This window comes from Streptomyces sp. NRRL S-118, assembly GCF_000716335.1.
Lineage (GTDB): Bacteria > Actinomycetota > Actinomycetes > Streptomycetales > Streptomycetaceae > Streptomyces.
The window spans coordinates 22136-32804 of sequence record NZ_KL591044.1 but is presented as its reverse complement, the minus strand read 5'-3'; the positions used below and the strand labels follow the sequence as shown (position 1 = coordinate 32804).

The following is a 10669-nucleotide window of genomic DNA, read 5'->3' as shown; positions in this document are numbered from 1 at the left end:
CCCAGCTCCTGCTCGACTCCGTCAAGACCCCCGTCGACCCGGCGGGCGAGACCGCACCGGCGACGGAACCGGAGACCGAACCGGTGAAGTAGCCCGACCGTCGGCGCAACGCCCGGTGACGCACCGGGCGTTGCGCCGACGCCCCGCGAGGCACACCGACGAACGAGTCAGGACAGATGCCCACGAAGCAGGTGCCGCCGCCGTCGGGCGCGCGGCGGCGTTCGGAACGGACCCGCAAGGGCTACGCCACGGACTGGAGCGCCTGGTCGAAGTTCTGCGCCGAGTCCGGCCTCCCCTTATCGGCCGTCACCTCCACCACCCTGGTGCGGTTCGTGGACTGGCTGTGGACGCAGCCGGGCTGGAAGAAGGGCACCCGCACAGCACCGTCCACCATCGACCGGCGCATCGCCGGCACGGTGGTCACCGCCCGTACCGACCACGGGCTGCCCCTGGAGAGGAACGTCGCGCGCAGCGCCCGCCACCGGCTGAAGCAGCTGGTCGCCCAGATGGAAGAGGGAGCCGAGACGCGCGGCCGGGGCCCCTGGCCCTGGCACGAGAAGGACACCCCCGCCCCGCCGGCCGTCACCCCCCGCTGAGCCGGCGGCACTCCGCGGCGCACCGGGTGTCGCACCTGCCCGGTACGTCGGTTCCGACTCCCGTGACACGTCCGGGGTTCCGCCACGCCGACGGGTGCCGCACGGAGGGGAGCAGACCACGACGCCCGACCCCCCGGGGAAGCCCGGTGCCCGACGCCGACCGGCGTGATGTGGCGTCAACTGGCCAGGCGGGTATGCGCATCGCCTCACGTGTCAATGCTCCCTGCGTGCGCCCGGCTCCTCCGGGCACCCCCTGCGCCCGTCCGGAGGTCACGCATGCCTCGTCGCTCCGTCCGCCGCCTCGCCGCGGTCGCCCTCGCGCTCCCCATGGCGCTCCTCCCGGCCACAGGGGCGTCGGCCGCCCCGCCGCCGGACAAGGCGCAGGTGCTGAGCGCCTGGACCCAGACCCCCGCGAGCAGCTACCGGGCGTGGTACGCCGCCCGGCAGAACCAGGCGGCGTGGCGCGCCTACGCCTTCGACTGGTCCACCGACTACTGCTCCGGCTCGCCCGACAACCCGCTCGGCTTCCCGTTCAAGTACGCCTGCGCGCGGCACGACTTCGGCTACCGCAACTACAAGGAGGCCGGCACCTTCCCGGCCGTCAAGCGGCGCCTGGACAACGCCTTCCACGCCGACATGAAGCGTGTCTGCGCGGCCTACTCGGGCACCACCCGCACCAGCTGCGACCGGACGGCCTGGATGTACTACCAGGCCGTCGTCCTCTTCGGCAGCGCCGCGGCGCCGGGCGCCCCCGCCGTCGCCTGACCGCGCCGCGCATGCCCGCCCCGCCCCGGCGGCGCATCCTGGAGGCATGGTCCGAGCCAACGAAGAGGTGCAGGCACTGCTCCAGGAGTACGCCGACCTCATCTCCATCACCGGCGGCGACGCGTTCAAGGCGCGCGCCTACGAGAAGGCCGCCCGCGCGGTCGGCGGGTACCACGCGGACGTGTCCACGCTCGACGCCGGGCAGCTGCGCGACATCCCCAACGTCGGCAGGTCCATCGCCGACAAGATCGTCGAGTACCTGGCCTCCGGCCACGTCTCCGCCATCGAGGAGCGCCGCGACGCCATCCCCGCCGGGGTCCGCGAGCTGATCACCATCCCCACACTCGGCCCCAAGAAGGCCATGGTGCTCCACGAGGAGCTCGGCGTCTCCTCCGTCGACCAGCTCCTCGACGCCATCCACCACGAGCGGCTGCGCGACCTGAAGGGCTTCGGCGAGAAGACGGAGGAGAACATCCTCCACGGCATCCGCCTCATGCAGAAAGCCGGCGACCGCATCCTCCTCGACGCCGCCATGGACACCGCCGAGCAGATCGTCTCCGAGCTCTCCGCGATCAGCGGCTGCGAGCGCTGCGCGTACGCCGGGTCACTGCGCCGCATGCGCGAGACCATCGGCGACATCGACGTCCTCGTGGCCGCGGAGCGGTCGGCGCCCTTCATGGACGCCCTGGGCAGCCTCCCGTACACCGCCGGGGTCATCGCGCACGGCGCGAAGAAGACCTCCATCCGCACCACCAAGGGCCTCCAGATCGACGTCCGCGTCCTGCCCCCCGAATCCTGGGGCGCGGGCATGCAGTACTTCACCGGGTCCAAGGCGCACAACATCCGCACCCGCGAGATCGCCGTGCGCCACCGGCTCAAGCTCTCCGAGTACGGCCTCTTCGACGCGGAGAGCGGCCGAAGGATCACCTCGGAGACCGAGGAGGAGATCTACGCCCGCATCGGTCTGCCCTGGATCCCGCCGACCCTGCGCGAGGACCGCGGCGAGATCGCCGCCGGACTGCGCGGCGAGCTGCCCGCACTGGTGCAGGAGAGCGACATCAAGGGCGACCTGCACACCCACACCGACCTCACCGACGGACTCGCCCCGCTGGAGGAGATGGTCGCCGCGGCCGCCGCCCGCGGCTACGCCTACTACGCGGTCACCGACCACGCCCCGGACCTCGCCATGCAGCGCATGACCAAGGAGAAGATGCTCGCCCAGCGCGAGCGCGTACGGGCCCTGGACCGGGCCCACCGCGGCATGCGGCTGCTGCACGGCACGGAACTCAACATCGGCCCGGACGGGAGTGTCGACTGGCCCGACGAATTCCTGGCGACCTTCGACCTGTGCGTGGCCTCCGTCCACTCGCACTTCAACCAGGACCGGCAGGCCCTGACCCGCCGCCTCGTCCGCGCCTGCGAGAACCCGCACATCGCCGTCATCGGCCACCCCACCACCCGCCTCCTCGGCAAGCGCCCCGGCATCGACGCCGACTTCGACGCCGTCTTCGAGGCCTGCGCCCGTACCGGCACCGCCCTGGAGATCAACGCCCACCCCAACCGCCTCGACCTGTGCGACGAGGACATCCTGCGGGCCAGGCGGTACGGCGTGAAGTTCGCCGTCAACTCCGACGCGCACGCCGTCACCCACCTGCCGTACCTGCGCTACGGCGTGGGCACGGCCCAGCGTGGCTGGCTCACCGCGGACGACGTCATCAACACCTGGCCGCTGACCGCACTGCGCCGCTTCCTGCGCGCCGCGTAGAAGACTGCGCACCGCGCAGGCCGCGCGCACCGCGCAGGCCGCGCGCACCGCGCAGGCCGCGCGCACCGCGCAGGCCGCGCGCACCGCGCAGGTCCCGCACGCCGCGCGCGGCACGCGCGCGTGGCGAAGCCTGTCCACGGAGCCTGGTGAGGCCCTCGGCGAGCCCCTCGCCGCGGCACTCAACGCGGGCGGGGCCGCAGCGGCAGCTCGGCCCAGACGACCTTGCCCTCGCCCGTGTACCGGGTGCCCCAGCGCTCCGCGAGCTGCGACACCAGGAACAGGCCGCGCCCGCCCTCGTCGGTCTCCGTCGCCAGGCGCAGATGCGGGGCGGTACTGCTGCCGTCACCGACCTCGAAGATCAGGGACCGGTCGCGGATCAGGCGTACGCGGATCGGGGCGGCGGCGTGCCGGATGGCGTTGGTGACCAGCTCGCCGAGGATCAGTTCCGCGGTGAACGCCTCCTCCACCAGACCCCACCCCTCCAGCGTCCGGCCGGCCTGCGCCCGCACCCGCCCGACGGCCGCGGGCTCGGGCGGGACGTCCCACGCGGCGGTACGGTCGGCCGACAGCCGCCGCGTCCGCGCGACGACCAGGGCCACGTCGTCGCGGGGCCGCTCGGGCAGCAGGGCGTCCAGCACCGTGCGGCAGGTCTCCTCCGGCGTCCGGCCCGCCTGCGCCAGGGTGCGGCCCAGCAGCTCCATGCCCTCGTCGATGTCGCGGTCGCGGTCGCGGTCCTCCAGCAGCCCGTCGGTGTAGAGCACCAGGCTGCTGCCCTCGGGAAGCCGTACGTCGGCCGTCTCGAAGGGCAGCCCGCCCAGACCGAGCGGCGGACCCGCCGGCACGCCGGGGAACACCGCGCGGCCGTCGGGGTACACGACCGCGGGGCCCACGTGTCCGGCGCGGGCCATGGTGCACACGCCCGAGACGGGGTCGTACACGGCGTACAGGCAGGTCGCGCCGGTGATCGCCGTGGCACCGCCGCCGTCCACGGAACCGGCGTCCCCCTCACCGCTCTCCTCCTGGTCGATCCGGGACACCAGCTCGTCCATGTGCCACAGCAGCTCGTCGGGAGCCAGGTCGAGCGTGGAGAAGTTGTGCACCGCGGTGCGCAGCCGCCCCATCGTGGCGGCGGCGCGCACCCCGTGGCCCACCACGTCGCCCACGACGAGCGCCACACGGGAGCCGGGCAGCGGGATGACGTCGAACCAGTCCCCGCCGACGCCGCCCCGCCCGGCCTGCGCGGGCAGGTAGCGGTGCGCGATGTCGAGCGCGGTGTGCTCGGGCAGGGAACGCGGCAGCAGGCTGCGCTGGAGGGTGACCGCCATGGCGTGCTCGCGGGTGTAGCGGCGGGCGTTGTCGATGCTCACGGCGGCGCGGGCGACCAGCTCCTCGGCGAGGGACACGTCACCGTCGTCGAAGGACTCCGGTTCGTCGGCGCGCCAGAAGGTGGCCACCCCCATGATGACGCCGCGGGCGCGCAGCGGCGCCACGATCATCGAGTGGATGCCGTACTCGACCAGCTGGCGGGCGCGCGCCGGCTCCTGCTGCTGCCAGCCGTCGAAGGCGGTCATGTCGGCCTCCAGCACGGCCCTGCCGGTGGCGAAGCCGCGTGCCTGCGGCGTGTCCGGGACGAAGCGGATCAGGGTGCCGGGCGGGTGGAGCGGGGTGTCGTCGCGGATGCCGGCGTAGGCGACCCGGCGCATGTGGCGCACGTGCCCGCCGCCCGCCGGCTCCTCGCCGCGCAGGACGGCGTCCGGCAGGTCGACGGTGACGAAGTCGGCGAACCGCGGCACCGCGAGCCTGGCCAGCTCCTCGGAGGTGCGGACGACGTCGAGGGTGGTGCCGACCTCCACCCCCGCGTCGTAGAGCAGCTTCAGACGGCCCTGGGCGACGTCGGCCCTGCCGCTGACCAGCCGCAGCTCGGTGGTGTCCCGCAGGGTGGCGACGGCGCCGGGCGGGCCCCCGTCACCGCCCGTGAGGCGCACGCTGACGGCGAGCTGCCGTTCCCCGGCCGTGTGCACCCGGTCGGTGACCGGCTGCCCGGACTCCAGGAGCCGGGCCACACCCGGGTCGATGCCGAGGTCGCGGGCGTGGCGGCCCTCGGCGTCCGGCGGCAGGCCCAGCAGCCGCCGGGCCTCGTCGTTGGCCAGCAGCAGCCGGTGCTCCCCGTCCACGATGAGCACGCCCTCCCGCACGGCGTGCAGCACGGCGTCGTGGTGCTCGTACATCCGGCTCATCTCGGCGGGCCCGAGGCCGTGCGTCTGGTGCCGCAGCCGCCTGCTGACCAGGGCGGTGCCGGCCGTGGCGAGGCCGAGGGCGGCGGCCGCGGCGCCGAACAGGACGGGAAGCTGCTCCTCGACGACCCCGCTGACCCGCTCGATCGTGACCCCGGCCGCGACCAGTCCGACGACCCGGCCTTTCGCGTCGGTGACCGGGACGACGTGCTGGACGGCCGGGCCGAGGGTGCCGGCGACGGTCTCGGTCACCGTCCCGCCCGCCGCGGCGGGCGCGACGGTTCCGGCGAACGGCCGGCCGATCCGCTGGGGCTCGGGGTGGGTGAGGCGCCTGCCGTCGGGGGTCATCGCGACGACGTAGTCGACGCCGGACGCCGTGCGGAGCTCCTCGGCGCTGGGCTGCAGGTCGGCGGAGGGCTCGGACCCGGTCAGGGAGTCGACCATGCCCGGTGTCCGCGCGAAGGTCTCGGCCACCGCGACCGCGCGCTGACGTGCCTCCCGCTCACCGTCGGTGCGGGACTGGAGCACGAGCGCCACCACCGTGGCGACGATGAGCAGCACCACCACCGCCACCTGCAGGGCGAACACCTGACTGGCGACGGCACGCGAACTCAACAGCGAGCGCCAACGGCCGAAAGGTCCGGCCATATCTCATTTTCTCATACGGGCGACACGCTGAGTGTTGAAGTTGGGCCGAACGGGTGAGGCGGGCGAGGATAGCCCCATGAGTAGGTACGAGAGGTACGACGTCACCGACGAACAGTGGGAGGGCCTGGCCCAGGTCGTCCCGCTCCGGGGGCGCAACGAGTGGCCGTCCAGGATCGACCACCGGACGATCCCGCAGGACTACGAGGCCGCCGAGCAGCGCCGCATGGTCGTACTGCGGGTGCAGGTCTTCGCGGACGCGCGCGAGGTCGCCGAGTACCTCATCGCGCAGATCCCGGTCCTGCTGGACCTCACCGGGGCGGACACCGACGTCGCCAAGCGGATCCTCGACTTCAGCAGCGGCGTGGTCTTCGGCCTCGGCAGCGGCATGCACCGCGTCGACCGGAACGTCTTCCTGCTGGCGCCCGTGGGCACCGAGGTCGAAGGTGCGGCGGCCGAGACGGCCGTCCCCCATTCGTAGGAGGCCCGTCCGGGCGGAACGGTTCGGCGAGGACGCGTGCTCGTACGGTCCGGCCATGGACTCCACCCGCCCCGCCGCTCCCGGCGGCCCTGTCGTTCCCGCCGCCGTTCCTGCCGCCCCCACCCGTCCGGCAGCTCCCGGCGGCAGCCCCGTCACCGCCCGTCCCCCCGCCGCTGCCGGCCCCGCCGTAGTGGGTCCCGCCGTCACCCCCCGCCCCGCCCTCACCGCACTGCGGCTCTCCGCCTTCAAGGCGCACCGCGGGGCGGTCCTCCCGCTCGGCCCGGTGACGCTCTTCGCCGGGCCGAGCGGCAGCGGCAAGTCCAGTGCGTTACAGGCCTACGAAGCCCTCGCGCTGCTCGGTGCGGGCGGCCCCCTGCGGAGCGCGTTCCCGGACCCGGCCGGGTGCGTGCCCGAGGGCGCGGTGCCGGACGCGCAGGGCCGGCGGGGTTTCCGCATCGGCTGCACCGTGGACGGCCCGGCCGGCGCGGTACGCCTCGACCTCGCCGTGCAGGCGGAACCCGAACCGCGCATCGTGGGCGAGCGGCTGACGGACGCGGACGGGCGGACCCTGCTGGCCACCGCGCTGCGCGATCCGCGGCGGCGCACGGTGCAGGCCGAATGGCACACGGGCGACAGGTCCCACGTGACGCGCGCGCCCCTGCCCGACGACCGGCTCGCCACTGCCCTGCTGCCGCTGCGGGTGGCGGGCAGCACGGAAGGACAGCGGCGGCTGCTGGCCGCGGCGGAGCAGGTGGTCCTCGCCCTCCGCTCGGTCTTCGCCTGCGACCCCCGGCCCCACCGGATGCGGACTCCCGTGCCCGTGGGGGAGGGCCGGCTGCGGCGCGGGTGCGACAACCTCGCCGAGGTGCTGCACCGCACACGAGCCGACTGCACGCGGCGCCATGCCCGGCTGGTGGCCGCAGCCGCGGCGGGATGTGCCGGGCCGGTACGGGACCTGGACGTCGAGCGGCTGGCCGACGGGACGGTGCGCGCCCTGCTCGACCGGGGCGACCGCCCGAGCGGCAGCGGCGGCGCCCCCGGGGGCGCCGCCCGGCGCCCCGGCACGCCGCTGGAACGGCTGGGCGACGGCGAACTGCGCTATCTGGCGCTGGCTCTGGTGCTGCTCACCGGGCCCGGGGTGCTCGCGGTCGACCAGGCGGCGGAGGTGCCGGGTGCGCTGCAGACGCTCACCGTGCTCGCGGACGGCTTCGACCGGGGCCTGGACCGGTGGCAGGCGGGAGAGCTGCTGCGACTGGCGGCGGAGATCTGCGCGGAGGGGCACATGCGGTTCGTGGCGACGGCTGGCGAGGCGGTGGCGGAGGCCGCCCGGCCGGGGGAGGGGCTGACAGTGGTAGACCTGAGGCGTGAGTGAACAGGATGTACGAGAACTGCAGCGCCGGCTGGCGGAGTTCGCCGCGTCACGGGAGTGGCAGCCGTACCACACACCGAAGAACCTGGCGGCGGCGCTCAGCGTCGAGGCGGCCGAACTGCTGGAGATCTTCCAGTGGCTGACGCCGGAAGAGGCGGCGCGCGTGATGGACGACCCGGGGACGGCCCACCGGGTCGCCGACGAGGTCGCGGACGTGCTGGCGTACCTGCTGCAGTTCTGCGGTGTGCTGGGCGTCGATCCGCTGGCCGCGCTCTCGGCGAAGATCGACCGGAACGAGCTCCGCTTCCCCGTGGGACGGCCACCGGGGCGCGCCGCCCGCACCGATCGTCACTCTACGGAGTGAGTGAGTTATTCGCACTGAGCTTCCTGTCCACAGATTTCCGAATTCCTCTGGCGTTTGGGTCCATTCAGCTTCACTCTGGGTAGTGAACTAGTGGGCGGACAGTCGTACGAACGGGGGCGGCGTACATGGATGCGGAACGGCTCATCGTGGCCGGGCGGGGTGCCCTGGCGCGCAGCACGGTGGCGCTCGACATCGTGGCGGAGGCATGGCAGGCCCAGGCGCTCGCCCGGGCGATCGGGCACCACCTCGCGCTCTGCGGCCCCCGGGAGTTGCGGAGTGAGGCGCGGGGGCTCTGCGACACCGGCGGACGCGAGGTCACGGGGCCGGACCACCCGGCGCTGCGCGGCGGGGGGATACGGGCGGCGCAGTTGACGGGCGTCGCGGATGTGCGCGGTGCGTTGCTCGGGCTGGGCGCGCTGCTGGGCGAGGTGGGGATCGCCCTCGTCGGCGTCGCCTGCGCCACCGACGAGGAGGGGTTGTACTGGCAGTGCATCGAGGCCATCGACGCCGCCGACGAGTCCAACGACCGGGTGCGCATGATGCTGCGCCGGCTCACGGTGCGCCAGCGCGGCAGACCGCCCGGTGCGGGCCGCGACGGACCATGCTGCGACCGGCTGCCCTCCGGCGGGCCGCTGGACCACGACGGGCCGGCGGACGGACGCGCGGACCGGGTCGGGGCGGAGCTGGCGGAGGTGACGGCTCCCGACCTCGCGGGGCAGGCCGGACTCGCGGACCCCGCGGACTCGGCGGCCGGGACGTCGTGACCGGAGGCGCGCAGCCACCGGCCCGGCGCGGTGTTCCAGGCGGTGTCGCGCGCGGAGTTCCGACGTGGCCGCCGGCGCCGGCGGCCACGGGGCGTGCGGGTCCGGCGTCAGGCGGGGTGCTCCGGGCCGGTCGCGTCGGCGCGGCCGCGGTCGGCCGAGGACTGCAGGTCGGCGTCGAGCTGCGAGAGGTCGGCGGTGAGCGCCGCCATCAGTTCCTCCATCTGCTGCAGCAGGCCCTTGGGCGCGTCCGCGCCCAGCTGCTCGGGAACGGCTTCCTGCGACATGCGGCCTCCTCGGCCCGGCCCGTCCCGCCGGGAGGGGCCACACGAGAGAACGACGCGCCGACAGCTCCCGCCGGCACGCGGGCCGGGCGGTCCGGCTCCAGCCGAGCCAACGACGCCCACCGACGGCGGGTCACCAGGTGCGCTGATCTTCACCCGGGTGGGCCCGTGAGGTGACGTGCGTTCGAAGGGGCAGGATGGACGCATGGATGTGCGCATTTTCACCGAGCCCCAGCAAGGGGCGAGCTACGACACCCTGTTGACCGTGGCCAAGGCCACGGAGGACCTCGGCTTCGACGCCTTCTTCCGCTCCGACCACTATGTGAGCATGGGCGCGGCGGACGGCCTGCCCGGACCGACCGACGCGTGGATCACGCTCGCGGGCCTGGCCCGCGAGACCCGGCGGATCCGCCTCGGCACGCTGATGACAGCCGGTACCTTCCGGCTGCCCGGTGTGCTCGCCATCCAGGTCGCGCAGGTCGACCAGATGTCGGGCGGCCGCGTCGAACTGGGCCTGGGTGCCGGCTGGTTCGAGGAGGAGCACCGGGCGTACGGCATCCCGTTCCCCAAGGAGAAGTTCGGGCGCCTCGAGGAGCAGCTGGCCATCGTCACGGGCCTGTGGGAGACGGAGCCCGGCAAGACGTTCACGTACGAGGGGAGGTACTACCAGCTGACCGACTCGCCCGCCCTGCCGAAGCCCGCGCAGGCGAAGGTGCCGGTGCTGATCGGGGGCCACGGTGCCACGCGCACACCGCGGCTGGCCGCGCGGTACGCCGACGAGTTCAACATCCCGTTCGCCTCGCTGGAGGACACCGAGCGGCAGTTCGGCCGCGTGCGGGCGGCCGCGGAGGAGGCCGGGCGCAGGCCGGACGACCTGGTGTACTCCAACGCGCTGGTGGTGTGCGTGGGCAAGGACGACGCCGAGGTGGCGCGCCGCGCGGCCGCGATCGGCAGGGAGGTGGACGAGCTGAAGGAGAACGGCCTCGCGGGCTCGCCCGCCGAAGTCGTCGACAAGATCGGCCGCTACGCCGCGGTGGGCTCCTCCCGGATCTACCTCCAGGTCCTGGACCTGCACGACCTGGACCACTTGGAGCTGATCTCCTCGCAGGTCCAGTCCCAGCTGGGCTAGGGCCCGGTGAACGCGGTGCGGGGGGCGGCGGAAGCCGCACCCGCACCCCTCCAGGCCCTGGGGCGCCACCGCGAGCGGCGAGGGGCACGCCGAACCGGTCAGGGCCGCGGAAGCCGGCGGTCGTGGGTCCGCCGACCTGTCGTCAGCCGTCACTCGATCGTTTGCCACTCCCGGGCCGGTCGGTCGGCCCGGGCGGATTGCTTCCTCGATGTGGGCGGGTCGGACGGCGAGGATCTCCTCCCGAGCGCGATCCGAAGCGTACGGCGAGGATCTCCT

General features: G+C 74.1%; 10 protein-coding genes. 8 read left to right on the top strand and 2 right to left on the bottom strand.

All coding sequences use genetic code 11. The annotated features are described in order from the left end of the window. Positions 1–176: 176 nt before the first annotated feature. From IH00_RS0135980 to polX, 3 genes are all read left to right on the top strand, one after another. Positions 177–596, top strand: coding sequence for a hypothetical protein (locus tag IH00_RS0135980; RefSeq protein ID WP_031080685.1), 420 nt, complete (start codon positions 177–179; stop codon positions 594–596). Between the two features lie 276 nt (positions 597–872). Beyond that, positions 873–1361: a phospholipase gene (locus IH00_RS0135975; RefSeq protein WP_031080683.1), complete on the top strand. Its 489-nt coding sequence runs from the start codon at positions 873–875 to the stop codon at positions 1359–1361. 46 nt (positions 1362–1407) lie between these two features. Continuing rightward, positions 1408–3126 carry a DNA polymerase/3'-5' exonuclease PolX gene (gene polX / locus IH00_RS0135970; RefSeq protein ID WP_031080681.1) on the top strand — a complete coding sequence of 573 codons (1719 nt, stop codon included), beginning with the start codon at positions 1408–1410 and terminating at the stop codon, positions 3124–3126. Positions 3127–3305: 179 nt separating this feature from the next. On the opposite strand, the gene IH00_RS0135965 is transcribed toward polX, so the two are convergent. Beyond that, positions 3306–6008 (bottom strand): SpoIIE family protein phosphatase, encoded by a 2703-nt coding sequence (locus IH00_RS0135965; RefSeq protein ID WP_031080679.1) that lies wholly within the window; start codon positions 6006–6008, stop codon positions 3306–3308. A 76-nt stretch (positions 6009–6084) separates the two neighbouring features. Between IH00_RS0135965 and IH00_RS0135960 the strand changes: the two genes are divergently transcribed. From IH00_RS0135960 to IH00_RS0135945, 4 genes are all read left to right on the top strand, one after another. Then, positions 6085–6486, top strand: a complete 402-nt coding sequence (locus IH00_RS0135960; protein WP_031080677.1) for a cell division protein SepF — start codon at positions 6085–6087, stop codon at positions 6484–6486. Positions 6487–6541: 55 nt separating this feature from the next. After that, the gene (locus tag IH00_RS0135955) at positions 6542–7858 is read left to right on the top strand and encodes an AAA family ATPase (protein WP_078888158.1); all 1317 of its coding nucleotides are present in this window, start codon (positions 6542–6544) and stop codon (positions 7856–7858) included. Then, the gene (locus IH00_RS0135950; protein WP_031080673.1) at positions 7851–8219 is read left to right on the top strand and encodes a nucleotide pyrophosphohydrolase; all 369 of its coding nucleotides are present in this window, start codon (positions 7851–7853) and stop codon (positions 8217–8219) included. The genes IH00_RS0135955 and IH00_RS0135950 overlap by 8 nt, the downstream gene beginning before the upstream one ends. A 125-nt stretch (positions 8220–8344) precedes the next feature. Continuing rightward, the gene (locus tag IH00_RS0135945; protein ID WP_234335116.1) at positions 8345–8983 is read left to right on the top strand and encodes a DUF6099 family protein; all 639 of its coding nucleotides are present in this window, start codon (positions 8345–8347) and stop codon (positions 8981–8983) included. Positions 8984–9090: 107 nt separating this feature from the next. Here the strand turns inward: IH00_RS0135945 and IH00_RS43630 are convergent, their stop codons facing one another. Next, positions 9091–9267 (bottom strand): hypothetical protein, encoded by a 177-nt coding sequence (locus tag IH00_RS43630; RefSeq protein ID WP_199819883.1) that lies wholly within the window; start codon positions 9265–9267, stop codon positions 9091–9093. A 202-nt stretch (positions 9268–9469) separates the two neighbouring features. Between IH00_RS43630 and IH00_RS0135935 the strand changes: the two genes are divergently transcribed. Then, a complete protein-coding gene (locus IH00_RS0135935) occupies positions 9470–10393 on the top strand; it encodes an LLM class F420-dependent oxidoreductase (protein ID WP_031080670.1) in 924 nt (307 codons plus the stop codon). The last annotated feature ends 276 nt before the right edge of the window (positions 10394–10669 follow it).

What these genes read in the sequence shown, in the direction of transcription:
- IH00_RS0135935 (WP_031080670.1), top strand. Translation starts at nt 9,470, where the DNA reads ATGGATGTGCGCATTTTCACCGAGCCCCAGCAAGGGGCGAGCTACGAC.
- IH00_RS0135960 (WP_031080677.1), top strand. Translation starts at nt 6,085, where the DNA reads ATGAGTAGGTACGAGAGGTACGACGTCACCGACGAACAGTGGGAGGGC.
- IH00_RS0135980 (WP_031080685.1), top strand. Translation starts at nt 177, where the DNA reads ATGCCCACGAAGCAGGTGCCGCCGCCGTCGGGCGCGCGGCGGCGTTCG.
- polX (WP_031080681.1), top strand. Translation starts at nt 1,408, where the DNA reads ATGGTCCGAGCCAACGAAGAGGTGCAGGCACTGCTCCAGGAGTACGCC.
- IH00_RS43630 (WP_199819883.1), bottom strand. Translation starts at nt 9,267, where the DNA reads ATGTCGCAGGAAGCCGTTCCCGAGCAGCTGGGCGCGGACGCGCCCAAG.
- IH00_RS0135965 (WP_031080679.1), bottom strand. Translation starts at nt 6,008, where the DNA reads ATGGCCGGACCTTTCGGCCGTTGGCGCTCGCTGTTGAGTTCGCGTGCC.
- IH00_RS0135975 (WP_031080683.1), top strand. Translation starts at nt 873, where the DNA reads ATGCCTCGTCGCTCCGTCCGCCGCCTCGCCGCGGTCGCCCTCGCGCTC.
- IH00_RS0135955 (WP_078888158.1), top strand. Translation starts at nt 6,542, where the DNA reads ATGGACTCCACCCGCCCCGCCGCTCCCGGCGGCCCTGTCGTTCCCGCC.
- IH00_RS0135945 (WP_234335116.1), top strand. Translation starts at nt 8,345, where the DNA reads ATGGATGCGGAACGGCTCATCGTGGCCGGGCGGGGTGCCCTGGCGCGC.